The sequence below is a fragment of the Pseudoclavibacter sp. RFBJ3 genome (assembly GCF_002931375.1).
Lineage (GTDB): Bacteria > Actinomycetota > Actinomycetes > Actinomycetales > Microbacteriaceae > Pseudoclavibacter.
The window spans coordinates 321,080-340,811 of sequence record NZ_PSXZ01000015.1 but is presented as its reverse complement, the minus strand read 5'-3'; the positions used below and the strand labels follow the sequence as shown (position 1 = coordinate 340,811).

Below are 19,732 nucleotides of genomic sequence, written 5' to 3'. Positions count from 1 at the left end.
GCGAAAGGGCCCGGGATGCGTGCATCCCGGGCCCTTCGCTCAGCGGGTCAGCTTAGAGCTGGCCAGCCTCTTCTCCGATGTTGGAGTAGGTGTTGCCGTTGCCGTACTGGTAGATGCCGATCGTTGCCTCTGACGGGTCGCCGTTCTCGTCGAACGAGATCGGTCCGGAGACGCCGTCGTAGTCGATGTCGGTTCCAGCTTCGAGGAGCGCGACGCAGTCGGCGTAGGTGGTGCACTTCTCACCCTCTACGGAGACCTTCTGCATGTTGTCCTTGATCGTCGCCGGGTCAGCGGCACCGCCGGCCTGTGCGGCGAGTGCTGCCAGGATGACCGCGTCGTACGACTCAGCGCCGTACGTGAAGTCCTTCAGGTCCGGGTCGATACCGAGCAGCTGGGCGCGGAAGTCGTCGGAGGCGACGACACCGGGGATGGTGCCCTTGGCGCAGTTCAGCGTGCCCTCTTCGAAGTCAGCGGAGTAGTCGGCCATGTTGCCGTCGACCATGTAGAGCTTGTCGGCGGGGAAGCCCTTGGTGCCGATGAGCTGCGGAACGATGGTCGCCGTCTGGTCGAACGCGACGAGCGCGATCGCGTCGGGGTCGGCGGCCGTGACGGCGTCGATCTGTGCGGAGAACTGGCTGTCGCCCTCGTTGAAGGCTTCAGACGCGACGACCTCGCCGCCAGCAGCCTCGACTGCTGTGGTGATGCTCTCGGAGAGGCCCGAGCCGTAGGCGTCATTCAGGTAGATGATGCCGACGGATGCGTTGCCGTCGTTGACGATCGTGTTTCCGTTGACGCGTCCCTGGAGGATGTCCGAGGGGGCCGTGCGGAAGTAGAAGCCGTTGTCGGCGTAGGTGGAGAACTCGGCCGAGGTGTTCGCCGGCGAGATCTGCACGACGCCTGCGCCGGTGATCTGGTCGATGACCGTCATCGAGACGCCCGAGGATGCCGCGCCGACGATGGCGGACACGTTCTGGCTCAGCAGGTCGGTGACCGACTGCGTCGCGATGTCGGTCGACGTGTCGCCCGAGTCACGGTGGACGACGGTGATGTTCCCGCCGAGCACACCGGACGGCGAGGCGTTGATCTCGGCGACTGCGAGGTCGACACCCGCGATCTCGGGCGGGCCGAGGAAGGCGAGGGTTCCAGTCTGCGGAAGCAGCGAGCCGATCTTGAGCGCCTCGGAGCGCTCCTGAGCGGTCGGTGCGTCGACGGGCGTGACGTCGGCTACGGATGCAGCCGTGTCGGGCCCACAGACGGCAGCGGCAGCATCGCCCTCCGCATCTGGACTGCCACCTTCGGTCGTCGACGAGCACGCAGCCAGCATGAAGACGCCGACGCTCATGGCGGCGATTCCTGTGGTGATGCGCAACTTCCTGGAGGGAGACGACTTGGCAAAGTTACTCATGGTGCTCCTTTATACGTAAGCAGAGAGCGAGCGCCGCGCAGCGGCGCCCGGATCTCAAGCTAGCCGCGGCACTGCGACTAACTGATTCATGCTTGTTACGAGCGAGTAAATCATGAGTCAGGGCTCGATGTGTATTTCACCATCGGCACGTGGGGAATGTCGTCCTCCATGAAGTTCTCACCGCATCGTTCGAACCCGAATCTCGCGTACCAGGATTCGAGGTGGGCCTGCCCGTTGAGGGAGGTCGAGAGGCCTTCACTCTCGGCGATCTCGACGAGGTGGCGGATGATCTGAGCCGAGTATCCGAGGCCGCGGGAGCTCTCGGCCGTCACGACCCTGCCGATGGGGCGTGACAGGTGCGTCGGCAGGTGCTCGTCCGGCCAGCCGATGGGGAGGAGTCTCGCGTAGCTGTGCGGGCAGAGGGGGTCGTCGCCGATGAACGCATGCAGGGTGCCGTCGGCGAAGTCGGCCGTGTCCGGGTCGAGGTACACGCAGTCCTGCTCGACGACGAAGATGCTCGAGCGCAGGTGCAGGATGCCCCAGAGCTCGGCGGCACTGAGTTCGGTGAAGGTGCGGACCGTGATCATGCCAGCCAGTCTTGCAGAGCGGCAGAGCAGCAGAGCAGCGAGCGGCATGCGGTCGGCTCCGTGCAGCGGATGCTGGGGAGCTCTGATCCGCGCCCCCTACGATGGCGCCATGGTTCGCGGATACCTGACGACGAAGTCCACCGACGACGCGGGGAAGCCTCGCATCGACGTCGCGTTCGATGAGCTCGGCGACGAGCTGTTCGGCGACGGCCGCCTCCATCGCGGCCAGGTGCTCGTCGACGTGGCCTACTCGAGCCTCAACTACAAGGACGCCCTGCTGCTCGCCGGCAGGCCCGGCGTGAGTCGAGCGGATGTGCTCGTCCCGGGCATCGACGTCGTCGGCGTCGTTCGGGAGTCGCGCACGCCGAACTTCGTGCCAGGCGACCGCGTCGTGCTGAACGGTGCGGGGCTCGGCGAGAGCAGGCACGGCGGCCTCGCCGAGCTGTGCCTCGTCGACGACGAGTCGCTCATCCACCTACCCGAGGAGATGTCCCTCTTGCAGGGGGCCGCCATCGGCACTGCCGGGTACACGGCGATGCTGTCGGTGCTGGCGCTCGAGAAGCAGGTCGCGCCCGGCGACGGCGATGTGCTCGTGACGGGTGCGGCGGGTGGCGTCGGCAGCGTGGCGATCGCCCTGCTGGCGGGACTCGGCTACCGGGTCGTCGCATCCACTGGCCGCGGTGACGAGGAGGGTGACTACCTGCGCCGCCTCGGCGCGGCCGAGATCATCGACCGGCACATGCTCTCCGATGCGCCGGGCAAGGGGCTGCAGACGGAGCGCTGGGCCGGGGCCATCGACGCGGTCGGCTCGACGACCCTCGCGAACGTGATCGCGCAGACGAGACGAGAAGGGCTGGTGACGGCGTGCGGGCTGGCGCAGGGTACCGACCTGCCGACGACGGTCCTGCCGTTCATCCTGCGCGGCGTGACGCTGCGCGGCATCAACTCGGTCGTGCAGAGCCTGGAGGTGCGGGCCGAGGCCTGGAACAGGCTCCTCGAGCTCGACAGCGAACTGCTCGAGTCGATGACCGAGGTCGTCGCCCTCGAGGAGGCGATCGAGGTCGCGCAGCCCATCCTCGATGGGACGGTGCGCGGGCGAACGGTCGTGCGCGTGCGGGGCGACGCCTGATTCGACGGCGACCGGCGGTGGCTCAGGCCAGCGGGGCGTGCTCGAGGTTCTCCGATGCCCACGTGCCGAGCTGCTTGAGCACCGGGATGAGGCGCTGACCTGCCGTCGTGAGCTCGTAGCTGACCGAGATCGGCGGGCCGTCGTTGACGGTGCGCGCGACGAGTCCGGCCCCGGCGAGCTCGGTCAGGCGGTCGGAGAGGACCGCGTCGCTGATGCCCGTCACCGCGCGGCGCAGGGCGACGAAGGTGAGGGGCTGCGAGCCGAGCACATCGATGATCATGCCGTTCCAGCGCTTGCCCAGCAGCGTGAAGGCGAGCGAGATGGCGCCGTCGCATTCCGCGGCGCCGTGCTCCTGCGCTTTCTCTGCCATGCCGCCAGTGTACCCGTGCTAATCTGCACAGAGTCGCTCTGGTTTTCATAGCGACTCTGTGAAATTTCAAGGAGCCCCGCATGTCCCTTCTCCGTATCGATGCCAGCCTGCTCCCCGCCACCTCCGCCAGCCGCGCGCTCGGCGACCTCGTCGAGGCCGAGTGGACCCAGGCACACCCCGACTCGGTCGTCACACGCCGCAACCTCATCGAGTCGCCCATCCCCGCCGACGCCTGGCAGAACGCCGTCTACGCTGGCTTCACGCCCGAGGACGACCGCACCGAGGAGCAGCGCGCCGCTGTCGCCCTGGCAGCGCAGCTGGCCGACGAGATCATCGCGGCCGACGCCCTGCTCTTCACCGTGCCGCTCTACAACTACGGCATCTCGCAGCACTTCAAGCTCTGGTTCGACCTCGCCTACACCGACCCGCGCACCAACGCTGGAAGCACGACGCTCGCCGGGAAGCCCGCAACCCTCGCGACCGTCCTCGGTGGCAACTACGACGAGGGCACCCCGAAGGAAGGCTGGGACCACTCCACGCCGTACCTCACCCGTCTGCTCCAGGACGCCTGGGGCCTCGACCTCCGCGTCGTGCAGCGTCCCTTCACGCTCGTGGGCGTCAACCCGGCACTCGACCAGTTCGCCGACCTCGCCGCCGACCTCAAGTCCGAAGCCGAGACGAAGGCGGTGGAGTCCGGCCGCGAGCTCGCCGAGCTCCGCGGCAAGACCGACGCCGCGTAGGCAGGCGGAGCCCAGCTCCACCGCTCCGACCGTCGACAGCCGGGCAGTCTCGGGATACGGAACTCGCGTCCTTGAGGGAAACGCCTCTCAGCGAAGCGCGTTCTGCATCCCGCAGACTCTCGGACTCCGGGGTCGGGGGGGGTCCACCTAGCTTGCGACGTCGGCCTTCCGGCGGTCGGTGAGCTTCTCGAGCCAGCCGTTGACCACCTGCGCGAGAAGGCCAAGAGCAATGGCCGTGACCACGGCGAGCACCATCATGAGCAGCGGGTTGTCCGTGCTGAACGAGCCGAACACGGCGCCGATCACCACCGCGTAGCCAACCCACACGGCACTCGCGAGCACGGAAAGCGGAAGGAAGGTGGGCATCGGCATCCGGGCGTCGGATGCGGCGAGCACCGTCGCGATGCGCCCAAGCGGCAGCAGCCGCACGGTGACCATGACCCACTTCGGACGGGTCTTCAGCTGATCGCCGACTCGCGTGCGCACGGCGGTGAGCCGGCGCCCGTTCATCCAGCTCCACTTGCCGAACCCGACGCCCCTGGCGAGCCAGTACGTGCCGATGTCGCCGAGCACCATGCCGACGACGCAGAACGCGAAGAGTCCGAAGAGGTTGATGAGGGCCGTCCACCCCTGATCTCCGGCGGTGAGGGCGGAGATCGCCACGACCAGCGATTGACTCGGCAGGAAGGTGACGACGCCGCCGACGAGCAGCACGAGCGCCACGACCGCGAAGCTCCAGCCGGAGCCCCTCAGGTCGAGCACCCAGTTGGTGAGTTCCTCCACGTGGCTTCTAGGCCCTTTCGTCGACGGCTCGGCGTTCCAACGCGGCCCTACTCGGGTGCCGAGGCGTTGGCCGCGGCCCGGGCTGCTGCGGGGAGCGCCGCGAGAACGCGGTCGATGGCCGCATCGTCGTGGGCAGCCGAGACGAACCAGGCCTCGAAGACGCTCGGCGGCAGGTTGACACCGGCGTCGAGCATCGCGGCGAAGAACGGCGGGTAGCGCCAGGCCTCCTGGCGCTTGACCTCGTCCTCGTTCCGCGGCCCGCCGCCGGTTCCGGTCCAGCCGAGCGCCGCGCCATCGCCGAAGGTGAAGCTGAAGAGGTTGCCGACGTTCTGCACCGAGTGGGCGACGCCCGCGGCGGTGAGCGCCTCGGAGGTCGCGGTGCGGATGCGCTCGGCAGCCGCGTCGACGCGAGCGTAGACGGCGTCGTCGGCGTGCGAGAGCGTCGCGATGCCTGCGGCGACCGCGACGGGGTTCCCCGAGAGCGTGCCAGCCTGGTAGACGGGGCCCTGCGGGGCGAGGTGGCTCATGATCTCGCGCGGACCGCCCAGGGCCGCGACGGGCATGCCGCCGCCGATGACCTTGCCGAACGTGTACAGGTCGGCCTGCCATCCGCTCGAGGACTCGGTCTTCTGCTCCTCGCCCCACCAACCTGCTGGCCCGGTGCGGAACCCGGTGAGCACCTCGTCGCAGACGAGCAGGGCACCCTCGGACGAGCACAGCTGGGCGAGCTCGCGATTGAAGCCAGGCTCGGGAGGGACGACGCCCATGTTCGCGGGTGACGCCTCGGTGATGACAGCGGCGATCTCGCCGGGATGCTCGGCGAACGCGGCGCGCACGGCGTCGAGGTCGTTGAACGGGACGACGATGGTCTGCGAGGTGATGGCTTCCGGCACACCGGCAGAGCCCGGGAGCGCGAGCGTGGCGAGGCCCGAGCCCGCGGCCGCGAGGAGGCCGTCGGAGTGTCCGTGATAGCAGCCCGCGAACTTCACGATGAGGTCGCGGCCCGTGTAGCCGCGTGCGAGCCGCAGGGCCGTCATGGTCGCCTCGGTTCCCGTGGAGACGAGGCGCACCTGCTCGATGGGGGCGATGCGATCGACGACGAGCTCCGCGAGCTGCGTCTCAGCGGGGGTGGGGGCTCCGAACGAGAGTCCGCGAGCCGCCGCGTCTTGGACTGCCTCGACGACGGCGGGATGCGCGTGCCCGAGCAACATGGGGCCCCACCCACTGACGAGGTCGACGTACTCGTTGCCGTCGACGTCGGTCAGGTACGGACCCGTCGCGGAGGCAGCGAAGGGAGGCGTGCCCCCAACCGAGCCGTACGCGCGGACCGGCGAGTTCACACCCCCGGGCGTGACCTCGAGCGAGCGGGCGAAGAGCGAGGCGGAGACGTCGTGGTTCATCGTGCATCCACTCTGCCATGGGCCGCCGACACTGGCGTGCCCGACTGCGACGCCAGGGTGCGCGCGAGCTCACTCGCGTAGTAGGTCAGCACGGCATCGGCGCCAGCGCGTCGAATCGACGTGATGGACTCCGCGATCGCGCGATCGCGGTCGATCCAGCCATTCGCCGCGGCGGCCTCGATCATGGCGTACTCGCCGCTGACCTGGTAGGCCCACACGGGAACGATCGATTCCGCGGCGACATCGGCGAGCACGTCGAGGTACGAGCCAGCCGGCTTCACCATGACGACGTCGGCGCCCTCATCGATGTCGATGAGCGCCTCCCGCATGCCCTCGCGGCGGTTGGCCGGGTCGAGCTGGTAGGTGCGACGGTCTCCCTGGAGCTGCGAGTCCACAGCCTCCCGGAACGGGCCGTAGAACGCCGACGCGTACTTCGCGGAGTAGGCGACGATCGCGACGTCGGTGTGCCCGGCTGCGTCGAGGGCGGCCCTCGCACTCGCGACCTGGCCGTCCATCATCCCCGACATCCCGAGCATCGCAGCACCGGAGTCGGCTTGGGCGATCGCCATCGCGTCGTACCGCTCGAGCGTCGCGTCGTTGTCGACACGACCGGCCGCATCCAGCACGCCGCAGTGGCCGTGGTCGGTGAACTCGTCGAGGCAGAGGTCGGTCTGCACGACGATGTCCTCGCCGAATTCCTCCGCGAGCTTGCGGGCCGCGACGTTGAGGATGCCGTTCGGATCGGTCGCGCCCGAGCCCACGGCGTCGCGAGTCTCCGGCACGCCGAAGAGCATCACCCCGCCGACTCCGAGCGTCGCCGCCTCCTCGACCGCGCGGCGCAGCGAGTCGAGCGAGTGCTGCTGCACGCCGGGCATCGACGAGATCGCGATCGGCTCGCTCACGCCCTCACGGACGAACAGCGGCAGGATGAGGTCGTTCGGGTGCACGCGCACCTCGCGGACCTGGCGGCGCACGGCGTCGCTCTGGCGCAGGCGACGAGGCCTGCGGCTCGGGGAGATCATGCGATCGTGTCCTTCCTCAGGAGTTCTGCGCCGGCGGTCGCGGACGCGGCCCGGCTTGTCGGCGTGTGGGTCCGATCCGCCCAGCAGGCGGCGAACTCAGCGGTCATTGGGGGCTTGACCGCGTCCCTCGTCGAGGGCCGGGATGTCTTCCTTCGGCACCGGTCGACTGTCGTGCTCGGCCTGCAGCTCGCTCGCCTCGAACGCGCGGAGCGCCTTCAGATCGATGGCCTCGGTCACCGGCATGTCGCTGCCGCTCGCAAGCCACTCGAGGCCGTCGAGCAGCGATGCGACCGAGCGCTGCTTGGCGACGACATCGACGCGGAGACCCAGCTGCCTGGCGTCCTTCGCGGTGCGGGGGCCGATCGCGGCGATGGAGATCTCATCAGGGATCGGCGAGAACTGCTTGTGCACCTGCTCCGCCACGGAGCCGCTCGTCACGAGGATCGCTCGGATCCGGCTGTTGCGGATGTCGTACTGGATGCTCTCCGCCGCCGGCACACCCACCGTGCGGTACGCGACGACCGAGTCGACGAGGTGCCCGCGCCTGGCGAGCCCTTCCGCGAGCGTCGGTCGAGCGACCTCCGATCGCAGCCACAGCACCGAGATGGGCGGCTGGCGGCGAGCCGCCTCGGCCCACTCCAGGAGCAGCCCCTTGGCGGAGTTGTCGTGCGTGGGAACGAAGTCCACCCGGTACCCGGCCGTCGTCAGCGAGGCCGCGGTCGTCTCGCCGACCGCCGCGATGAGCGTGTGGTCCGGCACCTTCACGCCGAGCGAGTGCATGACATCGGCAGCCGTGGCGCTCGTGACCGCGATCCAGTTGTAGTGCCCGCTCTCGAGCAGGCGGATCTTGTCGCTCAGCACCCGGGAGTCGTCCTCGTTCGGGCTCGCGAAGTTGATGAGCGGGGCCGTGATGGGGAACGCCGAACGGGCGCGAACGGCCTCCGCGACGTCGCCACCCCAGACGCCTCCACGGGGTACGAGGATCTTCCAGCCCTTCAGCGGTGCATCCATCGTGGTTCCTCCGTTCACGTCCGGACCCTCCGTTCAGGCCATCAGCGCGACAGCACCCTGATCGAAGAGGTCCGTCGAGATGAGCGAGACCAGTTCTGCCTGGGCGGCATCGAATGCGCCGGGGTCGGAGACCTCCACGGCACGCCTACTGGAGACCCGCGAAGATCCGTCTACTGCATACACGGTAGCCCACGCCTCGAGTTTTCCGTCGGCGTACCGGGCTGCAGCGCCGACGGGAGCCGCGCATCCGGCTTCGAGCGTCGCGAGAATGCCGCGTTCGACGAGCACCGCCGCACGCGCTTCTCGGTCGTCGAGTTCGGCGACGCCCGCTGGTGCGTCGTCGTCGCGCACCTCGATGGCCAAGCAGCCCTGACCGGGAGCGTTGGGGAAGTCGGCGAGGTCGAAGCGCTCGGTGATGGCATCCGCGAAGCCGAGCCGCTCAAGCCCGGCAGCAGCGAGCACGACGGCGTCGAGCTCGCCGTCCGTGACGAAGCGGAGACGACGCTCGACGTTGCCGCGGATATCGCGGATCTCGAGGTCGGGCCGCAGCGTCAGGAGCTGCGCCACGCGCCGTGGCGAACCGGTGCCGACCTTCGCGCCGTGCGGAAGCTCCGCGAGGGAGAGTCCGGAGGCTCCGCCGAGCGAGCAGAGCGCGTCACGCGCATCTTCCCGCACGGGGTACGCGGCCACCGTGAGGCCGGGAGCCTTCGCGGTCGGGAGATCCTTGAGCGAATGCACGACGAGGTCGCACTCCCCCGCGAGCAGCGCATCCCGCAGCTCGCTCGCGAACACACCGGTGCCGCCGAGCGACGACAGTGCGGCGCGCGTCACGTCGCCATGGGTCGTCACTCGCACCAGCTCGGTCTGCTCGCCCGTGATGCGCTCGAGCGCCCGAGCCATCGTCGACGTCTGCGCGACCGCGAGCGCGCTGCCTCGCGTGCCGATCCGCAGGGTCACGGCAGCAGTCCGGAGACCGCCGGCTTGAAGCCCAGTCGCTTGTTCGCGCAGCACCCTGGGCGGCACACGTCGAACCACGGTCCGATCGAGGTCATCGCAGGACGCTCTTCGACGGGGAGCGCGTCGCGGCGCTCCAGGACGAGGTCGACGAGCCCTTCGACGTACTTGGCGTGGATGCCGGGGGTCGGGGTGCGGCGGAACGCGAGTCCCGCATCCGCTGCCGAGTCCTTCGCCTCGTTGTCGAGGTCCCAGAGCACCTCCATGTGGTCGGAGACGAAGCCGATCGGCACGACGACGACCGCCTGGGCGCCCTTCGAGGGGAGCTCGGCGATGACGTCGTTGATGTCGGGCTCGAGCCACGGCTGCGAGGGCGGGCCGGAGCGCGACTGGTAGACGAGCTGCCAGGAGAGCTGCTCTGGCACTCGGCCTGAGATGGTCGTGTCCTCCGCGAGCTCCTGCAGGGCCGCGAGGGCCACGACTTCCGCGACGGCGAGATGCTGGGCGGCGTATGCGCCGCTCTCACCGAAGCCCGCGCCAGGAGGGCCCGAGTTCGCGGCGTCCGCCATCGGCACCGAGTGCGTCGTGAAGAGCACCTCGACCTCGGTGGCCAGGTCGAGTTCGGCGTCTTCCCGAGCGAGGCTGAGCACGGCGTCGCGAACACCCTCGATGAAGGGGGCGATGAAGCCAGGGTGGTCGAAGAAGGCGCGCACCTTGTCGATCGTGAGCTGCCCGCCGAGCCCCGTGTCCTCGAGCGCATCAGCGAAGTCCTCGCGGTACTGACGGCAGCTGGAGAACGACGAGTAGGCGCTCGTGGCGACTGCGATGAGCGTCGAGCAGCCCGCTTCGCGGGCGTCGAGCAGCACGTCGTTGAAGTACGGCTCGGAGTTGCGGTTGCCCCAGAAGACGGGCAGGTCGATGCCGCGCCGCTCGAGCTCCCGCTCGATGGAGGCCTTCAGCTGACGGTTCTGCTCGTTGATGGGGCTCACGCCGCCGTAGTGCCGGTAGTGGTGGGCCACCTCCTCGAGCCGTTCGTCGGGGATGCCACGGCCTGCCGTGACGTTGCGCAGGAACGGGATGACCTCGTCCTGTCCTTCCGGGCCACCGAAGGAAGCGAGCAGGATGCCGTCGTAGGCGACCGGCTCGGTCGTGTGCTCGGGGCCGAACTTGGCGGCGTCGGAGGCGGCGCTCACGGCAGCATTGACCTCGACGCGGGTGAAGGTCGCCGGGCCGGGCTTGCGGCCCTGCGGCTTCGAACCGGTCTGCTGTGCGGCGACGTCGGTCACTGCAGCACCTCGACGATCTCGGAGGTCTGCAGGAAGCGACCCGTGTAGAACGGCACCTCCTCGCGCACGTGGCGCCGAGCGTCGGTCTGTCGCAGGTCACGCATCATGTCGACCAGGTTGAGGAGGTTGTCGTCCTCGAGCGCGAGGAGCCACTCGTAGTCGCTGATACCGAAGGATGCGACGGTGTTGGTGAGCGTCGACGTGTACGCCGATCCGGCTCGGCCGTGCTCGGCGAGCATCTGACGACGCTCGTCCTCTGGCAGCAGGTACCACTCGTAGGAGCGCACGAACGGGTAGACGGTGACCCACTGGCGCGGCTCCTTGCCGAGCATGTACGCCGGCATGTGGCGCGCGCTGAACTCGGCGGCGCGATGCACCCCGACGATCTGCCAGGACGGCGTGAGCGGCGCGATGAGCTCGCTTCGGCGGATCTGGCGCAGGCCCCACTGCAGGCTCTCGGGCACTTCACCGTGCAGCCAGACCATGAGCTCGCCGTCGTGCCGGAACCCGGAGACGTCGTAGAAGCCGCGCACCTTGACGCCGTTCTCCGCCAGCTCCGCGACGATGCCGTCGAGTTCGTCGACGGCCTTGATGGCGTCGCGCCCGGACAGGACGAGCTCGTTGAGCGTCTCTCGTCGGAAGACCGAGATCATCGTGTACTCGGTGAGCGTCGCGCCTCCCCCCTGCTCCTCAGCGCCATGGTGGGCCTCTGGGGCGCCCTGCTGAGCAGCCGATGCGTGCTCTGCGGGGACTGCGGACGTTGCGTTGGGCTCGGCGGCGAAAGCCGGGACCTCATTCGAGTGGGTCATGGTCCTATTCTACGAAATGTCGAGGAGTGTTTGGGGTGCGGCGCACAGCCGACCACGAGCTCAGCGGGAGCGGCGGTACAGGGCAACGGCGGCGGTCACGCCACCGGCCACGACGACCGCGGCACCAGTTGCGATGCCCGCGAGCAGGAGCGGATTGTCTTCCTTCAGGCGCTGGATGCTGTGACGCGTTGATTCGAGGAGTTCGCGGCCGCGGATGCGCGGGTCGACCTTCACCTCGATCGCGTCGAGCGTCGCCGCGAGCTCACGTCGGGTGCGCTCGATGTCGGCCTTCAGCTGGCCGTCGTTGCGCTTGTCTTCCTTCTTCGCGAGGGTCGCCTCGCCGTTCTGCTCACTCATACTGTCCGAGCCCCTTCACTGCGTTGACATCCTGCTTGACGCTGGCGATCGTGCGCTCCGGCGCGAGCTTGCCCGCGCGCTTCAGCGCGAGGTAGCCGGCGAGGCCGAGCACGATGACCAACAGCAGGAACGCGCCTGCCACGATGAGCGCGGAGAGCCACGGCGCGAACACCGTGTTGAGTCCGAGGACGGCGGCGGTCACGAGCACAGCCCACAGCGTGAGCGCGAAGAACGCCGCGGCGGCGAAGAGACCGACCGCGATGCCGTACTTCGTGCCGGTCGAGATGAGCTCTCGCTTGCCCTGCTCGACCTCGTCGCGCACGAGCTTCGTGAGGAGCTTGGGGACGTCGGTCACGAGCGTGCCGAGGCTCGACCGTGACTTCGGGTTGGCCCTCGTGCGGCCGATGCCGGGGAAGGGCCCGCGGATCGGCGTCTTTTCTGACGACTCAGACATGGGTGTGTCGCTCTCTGCTGGGAGTGCTGGTTAGGACGCGTCGCTGCTCGGGTTGCCGACGGTTCCGGAGGGAGCAGGCGGGTTCGACTTGCCGGACGAGCTCTTCTTGCCGTTGTCCTTGACCGCCTTCGTGACCTGGGCCGTCACGAGCTTCGCACCGCTGACGGCCGCGTCGGCGACCTTCGGAGCCAGCTTGCGGGAGAACTCGTCGACCTCAGCGCGCTTGGAGCGGACGAGCTTCGTGTCCCACACCGTCTGCGCGACGGAGGAGATCTGCTCGTAGCGCTTGCGCCCCGCGCGAGCACCAAGGACGTACCCGGCACCGAGGCCAAGCACAAACACGAACTTCTTCATGAAAACTCCTATCGTTCGCCGGTACGCCAGCGATCGGTCAATCGGGCGCGATCAAGCCACGGAGCAAGCCTAGCCCCGCGAGGCATCTCAACTCGCGCTAAGCCTGTGCATCCTCGGGGAAGAGCTCATCCACGGCGCGCAGCACCCCTGGGATGACGCTCGCGAGCCCCGTTCCGTCGATCCAGGTGCCGGCGAGCGCGACCCCAGCCGTCCGCCGCGCCTCGTCCCGCGCACCCCGGAGCTCTGTGGATCGTCCGATGCGCGCGGCCGGGGCCGGGATGCGCCAGACGTGCCTGGCCATCGCGATGACGTCCTCGCGCTCGATGGTCGTGCCGAGCAGGCGCCCGGCATCGCCGCGCGCGAGCTCGGTCGTCTCGTCGTCGCTGAGCGAATGCGTGAGCGGCTCGCTGCCCCCGCGAGCGTGTGGACCGTAGGAGAGCCGGAGCACGTGCATCCCGTCGGCTGCCGCCTCCTGCCAGGCCCATTTCGCGGTGACGTGAGTCAGGGCCTTCGCCCGGATGGTCGTACTCGGGTCGCCGACGAGCACGCCAGTGCCTCGCGGGTGAGCGTCGAGCTGCGGGGCTCGCACGAGCAGCGCGACGACCTCGGCGGGGACTGCGGCAGCGCCGCCGATCGCAACCGCCTCGCCGGATGGCCCCTCGGAGTCGTCACCGCGGGCGGAGACGGAGCGCGGCACGGCGACGGTCGACAGGATGCGCTTCGCGAAGAGCGACCCAGCGCCCTCGAGCTCGACGCGCCAGGCCTGCTCGAGGGCGGAGCCGTCTTCGAGCACTGAGGCGACGCGAGTGGAGAGCCGGACATCGACGCCGAGCTCGGCGAGCTCGTGCTCGAGCCGCGCCACCACGCGATGCATGCCTCCCTCGACGGTGCGAACTGCGGCGCCAGGGGGCGCGCTCTTCCTGAGCGCCGCGACGGCGGCCGACAGGGAGCCGTGCTCGTGGACGCGCTCGGCGAGACCGGGGATGAGCACTCGGTGGTCGAGCTCCGCCGGGTCGAGCGAGTACACGCCCCGCGTGACCGGCGCGACGAGCCGGCCGAGCACCGCCGGCCCCATGCGCGCGAGCACCAGCGATTCGAGGTCGGAGGCGTCGGCGCCGACACGCGGGTCGAGCGTCCGGTCGCGTTCGAGCTCCGCGATGCCCTCATCGCCGATCGCGGCGTGCACCGCGGCGCGGGACTCCACATCACGCAGAGCCGCCTCCCCGGGTATGCCGAGCATCCCCCCAGCCGGCATCGGAGCAGCAGTCGCATCGGTCACGACCCAGGACCCCAGTGCTCGTGGCTCGACGATGTCATCGTGCATCCCGAGCTCGTGCAGCAGGGCCGCGAACGCGCCACCGCGCGTGGCGAACGCCTCCGCACCGATGTCGATCGGCAGCCCGCCCAGGTCTGCGCGGCAGATCATCCCGCCGAGCCGATCTCCCGCCTCGACGACCACCACGCTGGCACCGCGGCCCGCTGCCCGTCTGGCGGCGAGCATGCCCGCGATGCCCCCGCCGACGACGACGAGGTCGGGCGTCGACTGGCCGAGGGACGATCGGTTCACTCGACCCGACCGCCGTCCGGCAGCGAGTGGGCGAACTCCACGAGGCCGGTCAGCACCGCTGGATCGGCGGACGGCGGGACGCCGTGGCCGAGGTTGAGGATGTGCGCGGGCGCCGAGTTCCCCCGGCGAACGACATCTCGCACGTGCTCCTGCAGCACCGCGGCGCCCGCTCCGAGCACAGCAGGGTCGACGTTGCCCTGCAGCGGCACTCCGCCGCCGAGGCGCCGCGAGGCCTCGTCGAGCGTGATGCGGTCATCGACCCCCATGACGTCGGCCCCGATCGCGTGCATGTCCGGCAGCAGCTCGGCAGTGCCCACGCCGAAGTGGATCGTGCGGACCCGCTCGCCACCCGGCGTGCGCAGGGCCCGTACCCGCTCGAGCGCCAGGCCGCTCGAGGCGGCGATCGACTTCTGGTAGCGATCGCGACTGAGCGAGCCAGCCCACGAGTCGAAGAGCTGCACGATGCTCGCTCCCGCGCGCACCTGCGCCTCCAGGAACGCGGCCGAGAGCTCCGCGATCGCGCCGGAGAGGTCGGCCCACGCCTCGGGGTCGGCCTGCATGAGCGTGCGCGTGCGGAGGTGGTCCTTCGAGGGACCGCCCTCGACGACGTACGCGGCGACCGTGAACGGCGCCCCGGCGAAGCCGATGAGCGGCGTGGAGCCGAGCTCCGCCACCGTCAGCGAGACGGCCTCGGTGATGGGAGCGAAGAGCTCCGGGCTGATGCGGGCCCTGATGCGCGCGGCGAACTCGTGTGCCTCCTGCGAGGAGCGCACCGGGTTGTCGAAGACCGGGCCTGTGCCTGGAACGATATCGACGGCCTCGCCGATGAGCTTGAGCGGAACCACGATGTCGCTGAAGAAGACCGCCGCGTCGACGCCGTGACGGCGCACGGGCTGCAGCGTGATCTCCGCGGCGAGCTCCGGGCGCAGGCAGGAGTCGAGCATCTCGATGCCCTTGCGCAGCTCGCGGTACTCGGGCAGCGAACGGCCAGCCTGTCGCATGAACCACACCGGGAGCGTCTCAGGCCGGTCCCCGCGTGCCGCGCGGATGAGCGGAGCATCGGCGGTGAGGCCGGAGGAGAGTGGATGCGAGTCGCTGAGCGGCAGGGGTGCAGGAGCTGTTTCGGTCACCCGCCCATTCTCCACCCGGCGCCCGGACGGGGCCGTACAGCGGGCATCCGACGACGGATTCCCGGCTCTGGCGGACCGCAAGAGGTTTAAGGGAAGGTATGGCTCAGAAGCGGAAACGCGGAGAACTTCTACAATAAGTAATCGTGTTGCTGTGTCTGAGTGCCAATCACCGCACCGCGAGCTTCCCAGTCCTTGAAAAGCTCGCGGCCCGCGAAGATGGCGGACTTGAGTCCGCGCTCCGCGACGCCCCAGGCGTCGACGGAGCCATTGTGCTCGCCACCTGCAACCGCTTCGAGATCTACCTCGACATCGACACGGCTCAGCCGGTCGCTCCCGAGCTCATGCCGACCATCGCGACGGCACTCGACGTCTCCGTCGAGACGCTCCGCGCCAACATGGCCGTCATCCACGACACGCAGGTGCCCGAGTACCTCTTCGCCGTCTCGAGCGGCCTCGAGTCCGTGGTCGTGGGCGAGGGCGAGATCTCCGGTCAGGTGCGCCGCGCGCTCGAGGAATCACGTGCGGCCGGCATGTCGACCTCGCAGCTCGAGCGTCTCTTCCAGTCGGCGTCCACCACATCGCGTGGCATCAAGTCGGGCACGAAGCTCCAGAGCGCTGGCCGATCGCTCGTGCGCCTCTCGCTCGAGCTCGCCGCATCCCAGATCGCCGACTGGAGCACCGCGCAGGTCGTGCTCGTCGGCACCGGCTCGTACGCGGCAGCCTCGCTCAAGGCCCTGCAGGACCGCGGCGTGACCCGCGTCGGCGTGTACTCCCCCTCGGGTCGCGCCCACAAGTTCGCCGAGCGCGACGGCGTCTTCGTCATCGACGGCCAGAACCTGCCAGAGCACCTCTCGAACGCCGACCTCGTCGTCACCTGCTCGAGCGCCGACACGGTGGTCATCGACTACGACCTCATGCTCGGCGCGCGACTCGCGCCCGGATGCGCCGAGGCCACGCTCATCATCGACCTCGGCATGCCGCGCAACGTCGACCCGGCCGTGGGCCGCCTCGACGGCATCTCGGTGCTCGACCTCGAGACCATCCGCATCCACGCTCCCCTCGAGGAGCTCGGGGCCGCCGATGAGGCTCGCTGCATCGTGTCCCGCGCAGCCAGCGAGTTCGTCGAGCAGCAGGCTGAGACGAGCGTCGCGGAGGGCATCGCAGCGCTCCGCTCGCACATCACCGACATCGCGCGCGCGGAGACGGAGCGCGTCGCGAACAAGGACGAATCGGGCGTCGCCGAGGCTGCTCTGCGTCGCCTCGCGAACACGCTCCTGCACAGCCCGTCGGTGCGCGCGAAGGAACTCGCCCGCGCTGGTCGCGGCGACGAGTACCTCGACGCGATCGAGCTGCTCTTCGGCATCACCGTCGAGCGCGAGACCCCCGCGACGAAGCCGGCGGCCCCGGCGGCGGCATCCGTCGTGCCCACCGCCCTCCCCCGCGTCGTCACGCAGGCGGAAGACGACGGGGCGCTCGAGTGCCCCGTGCACACCTCCTAGCAGCCCGCCACCCGACGCCGAATGCGCGGCACTGCGGTCAGGCTCACCCGAATCCTCGAGCACACGGGGCAGAATCGATGCGCGCCGGCGATCTCGGGAACCGCACCTTCTCGCCCTGGGCTGAGCATCCCGAGATGACCGCCGAGTGCACGCTCCGTCGATGGGAACCCCTGCGAATGCTCCGCGAACACCGCTCCAAGCTGCTTGTCGGCACCGTTGCTGCGACCGCGCTCCTCGCGCTGAGCGGATGCTCGGGCTCCGGGCAGACCGATGGCGCCGTCCCCGAGGAGGGCATGCAGCCGCCAGGTACGTCGATCACGGATGCCCTGAGCGAGAACGAGATGGGGGCCACCCTCGATTTCGCCGCGCTTCTGCCGAGCGGCGCGACCGGCGCGGTCATCGCCTGCCCCGGCGATACGGTCGAGTCGCTTGCTGAGAGCACTGGCATCGACGCGGGGAACTACGAGCTCGCGGATGGAACCCTGCCGGTCGCCGATGGCTCGTTCGCCCTGCTCTTCGGCGATGCGGAAGACAGGATCACGACGTCGACCCTGTACACGGGGGAAGGCGTCGACCTGTGTGCAGGTGACGCCGTCGCGTCGACGTACCTGGGTTCAGGCGCCCGCATCATGCTGACGGGGTCGACCGGGGCCTGGGCACCGATCGGCGTCGAGTAGCGGCGCAGCGACGAGACGACGCCTCCCGGAGCCGTCTTGCGTCCCGGGAGGCGTCGAGGTGATGCCTGGCTCAGCGCTCGGCTACCAGATGGTGACCCGGGATTCCGGGGCGAGCCAGAGGGCATCGCTTTCGGTGACGTCGAAGGCGTCGTAGAAGGCATCGACGTTGCGGACGATCTGATTGCATCGGAATTCGGCGGGCGAATGCGGGTCGACCGCGAGGAGCAGCTTCGCGTACTCGGGGCGCGCCTTCTGCTGCCACGCCTGCGCCCAGCTGAGGAAGAACCGCTGCGCCGCGGTGAGCCCGTCGATGACGTTCTCGTCGTCTGCGTCGAAGCCGGCGTCTGCGCGGTAGGCGCGGTACGCCTTCCAGGCGATGCCGAGTCCGCCGAGGTCGCCGATGTTCTCGCCGATGGTGAGCTCGCCGTTGACCTTCTGGCCCTCGGTGCCCTCAGGTGAGAGTTCGTTGTACTGGTCGATGAGCGCCCGGGTGCGCTGCTCGAAGGCGGTGCGGTCGGTCGCGGTCCACCAGTCCTCGAGGCGCCCGTCTCCGTCGTACTTGGACCCCTGGTCGTCGAAGCCGTGCCCGATCTCGTGGCCGATGACGGCGCCGATGGCGCCGAAGTTCGCGGCGGGGTCGCGGTGCTCGTCGAAGAATGGCAGCTGGAGGATCGCGGCGGGGAAGACGATCTCATTCTCGCCTGGCGAGTAGTAGGCGTTGACGGTCTGTGGCGGCATCATCCACTCGTCGCGTCGCACGGGCGTGCCGAGCTTGGCGAATTCGTAGGCCGCCTCGTAGACGGAGGCCCGGCGCGAGTTGCCGACCACGTCGTCGTCCCTGATCTCCAGGTCGGAGTAGTCGCGCCAGCGGTCGGGGTACCCGATCTTGGTGACGAACTTCTCGAGCTTGTCGAGGGCTCGCTCACGGGTCTCTGGGCTCATCCACTCGAGTTCGGCGATGGATGCGCGGTAGGCCCCGGTGAGGTAGCCGACGAGCTCGAGCATCTTGGCCTTCGCGGTCGGCGAGAAGTGCCGCTCGACGTAGGCCTTGCCGATGGCCTCGGGGAGCTTGCCCTCAGCGTGGCCCGTGCCCCGCTTCCAACGCTCGCGCTGCTCTGGCGTGCCCTGGAGGGTCTTGCCGTAGAAGTCGAAGTTGGCCGCGGAGACCGACGGGGCGAGGATGCCCGAGTACTGCGAGACGATGCCCCAGACGAGCCAGTCCTGCCAGGCCTGGAGCCGCTCGTGCGTGAGCAGGTCAGCTGCACCCTCGAAGAAGTCCGGCTGACGGACGATGACGCGATCGAGTGCGCCGGCCGGTGCACCCCAGCGTGCGGTCCAGCCCGCGAAGTCGACGTTCGCGTAGGCCGCGCTGAGTTCCGCGAAGGTGCGCGGGTTGTACGCGAGCTCCGCCTCGCGCGACTTGACGACGTCCCAGTGGAGCTTGGCGATCTCGGTCTCGAGCGCGAAGACGCGCGCGGCCCGAGCCTCCGCGTCCGGCAGTCCGGCGAGGCCGAGCATGCGGGCGATGTGCGCCGTGTACTGCTCGCGGATCTCGGCGTACTGCTCCTCGCGGTAGTAGCTCTCGTCAGGCAGGCCGAGGCCCGACTGCTCGAAGTAGAGGGCGTACTCTGCGGGCGACTTGAGGTCGGGGTAGACGTAGGCCGAGACGAACGAGCCGAGGCCGGTGCGCTCGAGGTCGCCGAGCACGTGGAGGAACTCGTCGATCGTCGATGCGGCGAGTGCGCGGTCGATGTCGGGGCGAACGGGGTCGAAGCCGAGGGCCTCGAGCTTCTCCTCGTCCATGAACGCCGCGTAGGCGTCTGCCGCCTTGCGCAGCTCCGACCCGGGCTCCGCGTCCGTGCCGCTCTTCAGGATGTCGAGGACCGCCTTCTCGGCGTCTTCGCGCAACTGGATGAAGCTGCCGTAGGCGGGCAGGTACGCGGGCACCTCCGTGGCAGCGATCCACTTGCCGTTGGTGTGCCTGAACAGGTCGTCTGCGGGGCGGACCGAGGCGTCGAGCGCCTCCAGGTCGATGCCCGAGGGGAGCTGCTCGGTTGCGGGAGCGGTGGAGGCGAGGTCGTCCGTCTGTGACATGTCCCTCAGGCTAGAACACGCCACCGACACAGGCGCTGAGATCACCTCAGGGCGAACACGCGAGGGGACGCGGGGTCACCCACCGTGCACCTGCCCGCGTCTGG

General features: G+C 69.3%; 20 protein-coding genes. 4 read left to right on the top strand and 16 right to left on the bottom strand.

Features of this window, described 5'->3' with window-relative positions; genetic code table 11:
• Nucleotides 1–52: 52 nt before the first annotated feature.
• Together C5E07_RS15430 and C5E07_RS15425 are read right to left on the bottom strand one after the other, a co-directional pair.
• Nucleotides 53–1,405 (bottom strand): ABC transporter substrate-binding protein, encoded by a 1,353-nt coding sequence (locus tag C5E07_RS15430; protein ID WP_104244143.1) that lies wholly within the window; start codon nucleotides 1,403–1,405, stop codon nucleotides 53–55.
• A 110-nt stretch (nucleotides 1,406–1,515) separates the two neighbouring features.
• On the bottom strand, nucleotides 1,516–1,992 hold the full coding sequence (locus tag C5E07_RS15425; RefSeq protein WP_181058076.1) for a GNAT family N-acetyltransferase: 477 nt from the start codon (nucleotides 1,990–1,992) through the stop codon (nucleotides 1,516–1,518).
• A gap of 109 nt (nucleotides 1,993–2,101) precedes the next feature.
• Between C5E07_RS15425 and C5E07_RS15420 the strand changes: the two genes are divergently transcribed.
• Nucleotides 2,102–3,121 carry an acryloyl-CoA reductase gene (locus C5E07_RS15420; RefSeq protein WP_104300411.1) on the top strand — a complete coding sequence of 340 codons (1,020 nt, stop codon included), beginning with the start codon at nucleotides 2,102–2,104 and terminating at the stop codon, nucleotides 3,119–3,121.
• Between the two features lie 22 nt (nucleotides 3,122–3,143).
• Here C5E07_RS15420 and C5E07_RS15415 read toward each other — a convergent pair whose 3' ends face one another.
• Nucleotides 3,144–3,491 carry a helix-turn-helix domain-containing protein gene (locus C5E07_RS15415; RefSeq protein WP_104300409.1) on the bottom strand — a complete coding sequence of 116 codons (348 nt, stop codon included), beginning with the start codon at nucleotides 3,489–3,491 and terminating at the stop codon, nucleotides 3,144–3,146.
• Nucleotides 3,492–3,571: 80 nt separating this feature from the next.
• On the opposite strand from C5E07_RS15415, the gene C5E07_RS15410 reads away from it, so the two are divergent.
• Complete coding sequence (locus tag C5E07_RS15410; protein WP_104300407.1) at nucleotides 3,572–4,231, top strand: FMN-dependent NADH-azoreductase; 660 nt, start codon at nucleotides 3,572–3,574, stop codon at nucleotides 4,229–4,231.
• A 147-nt stretch (nucleotides 4,232–4,378) separates the two neighbouring features.
• Here C5E07_RS15410 and C5E07_RS15405 read toward each other — a convergent pair whose 3' ends face one another.
• The 12 genes from C5E07_RS15405 to hemE form a co-directional block, all read right to left on the bottom strand.
• Complete coding sequence (locus C5E07_RS15405) at nucleotides 4,379–5,014, bottom strand: DedA family protein (protein ID WP_104300405.1); 636 nt, start codon at nucleotides 5,012–5,014, stop codon at nucleotides 4,379–4,381.
• 47 nt (nucleotides 5,015–5,061) lie between these two features.
• Nucleotides 5,062–6,414: a glutamate-1-semialdehyde 2,1-aminomutase gene (gene hemL, locus C5E07_RS15400; RefSeq protein WP_104244133.1), complete on the bottom strand. Its 1,353-nt coding sequence runs from the start codon at nucleotides 6,412–6,414 to the stop codon at nucleotides 5,062–5,064.
• The gene (gene hemB, locus C5E07_RS15395; RefSeq protein WP_104244131.1) at nucleotides 6,411–7,436 is read right to left on the bottom strand and encodes a porphobilinogen synthase; all 1,026 of its coding nucleotides are present in this window, start codon (nucleotides 7,434–7,436) and stop codon (nucleotides 6,411–6,413) included. The genes hemL and hemB overlap by 4 nt, the downstream gene beginning before the upstream one ends.
• Nucleotides 7,437–7,532: 96 nt before the next feature.
• Complete coding sequence (locus C5E07_RS15390; protein WP_104300403.1) at nucleotides 7,533–8,447, bottom strand: uroporphyrinogen-III synthase; 915 nt, start codon at nucleotides 8,445–8,447, stop codon at nucleotides 7,533–7,535.
• A 33-nt stretch (nucleotides 8,448–8,480) separates the two neighbouring features.
• On the bottom strand, nucleotides 8,481–9,404 hold the full coding sequence (hemC, locus tag C5E07_RS15385; RefSeq protein WP_258063983.1) for a hydroxymethylbilane synthase: 924 nt from the start codon (nucleotides 9,402–9,404) through the stop codon (nucleotides 8,481–8,483).
• Nucleotides 9,401–10,594 (bottom strand): ferrochelatase, encoded by a 1,194-nt coding sequence (locus C5E07_RS15380; protein WP_258063994.1) that lies wholly within the window; start codon nucleotides 10,592–10,594, stop codon nucleotides 9,401–9,403. The genes hemC and C5E07_RS15380 overlap by 4 nt, the downstream gene beginning before the upstream one ends.
• Before the next feature lie 89 nt (nucleotides 10,595–10,683).
• Entirely contained in the window at nucleotides 10,684–11,496 is an 813-nt protein-coding gene (hemQ, locus tag C5E07_RS15375) for a hydrogen peroxide-dependent heme synthase (protein WP_104244123.1), read from the bottom strand.
• Nucleotides 11,497–11,556: 60 nt separating this feature from the next.
• Complete coding sequence (locus C5E07_RS15370) at nucleotides 11,557–11,853, bottom strand: DUF3618 domain-containing protein (RefSeq protein WP_104244121.1); 297 nt, start codon at nucleotides 11,851–11,853, stop codon at nucleotides 11,557–11,559.
• Entirely contained in the window at nucleotides 11,846–12,307 is a 462-nt protein-coding gene (locus tag C5E07_RS15365) for a phage holin family protein (RefSeq protein ID WP_104244119.1), read from the bottom strand. The genes C5E07_RS15370 and C5E07_RS15365 overlap by 8 nt, the downstream gene beginning before the upstream one ends.
• Nucleotides 12,308–12,337: 30 nt before the next feature.
• Complete coding sequence (locus C5E07_RS15360) at nucleotides 12,338–12,661, bottom strand: hypothetical protein (protein ID WP_104244117.1); 324 nt, start codon at nucleotides 12,659–12,661, stop codon at nucleotides 12,338–12,340.
• 97 nt (nucleotides 12,662–12,758) lie between these two features.
• The gene (locus C5E07_RS15355; protein ID WP_104300399.1) at nucleotides 12,759–14,228 is read right to left on the bottom strand and encodes an NAD(P)/FAD-dependent oxidoreductase; all 1,470 of its coding nucleotides are present in this window, start codon (nucleotides 14,226–14,228) and stop codon (nucleotides 12,759–12,761) included.
• Entirely contained in the window at nucleotides 14,225–15,358 is a 1,134-nt protein-coding gene (gene hemE, locus C5E07_RS15350) for a uroporphyrinogen decarboxylase (RefSeq protein ID WP_258063484.1), read from the bottom strand. Before hemE ends, C5E07_RS15355 begins: the two co-directional genes overlap by 4 nt.
• Before the next feature lie 143 nt (nucleotides 15,359–15,501).
• On the opposite strand from hemE, the gene C5E07_RS15345 reads away from it, so the two are divergent.
• Entirely contained in the window at nucleotides 15,502–16,857 is a 1,356-nt protein-coding gene (locus C5E07_RS15345; protein WP_104300397.1) for a glutamyl-tRNA reductase, read from the top strand.
• Between the two features lie 77 nt (nucleotides 16,858–16,934).
• Nucleotides 16,935–17,534, top strand: coding sequence for a hypothetical protein (locus tag C5E07_RS15340; RefSeq protein ID WP_104300395.1), 600 nt, complete (start codon nucleotides 16,935–16,937; stop codon nucleotides 17,532–17,534).
• A gap of 81 nt (nucleotides 17,535–17,615) precedes the next feature.
• On the opposite strand, the gene C5E07_RS15335 is transcribed toward C5E07_RS15340, so the two are convergent.
• Nucleotides 17,616–19,628, bottom strand: a complete 2,013-nt coding sequence (locus C5E07_RS15335) for a M13 family metallopeptidase (RefSeq protein WP_104300393.1) — start codon at nucleotides 19,626–19,628, stop codon at nucleotides 17,616–17,618.
• Nucleotides 19,629–19,732 lie beyond the last annotated feature (104 nt).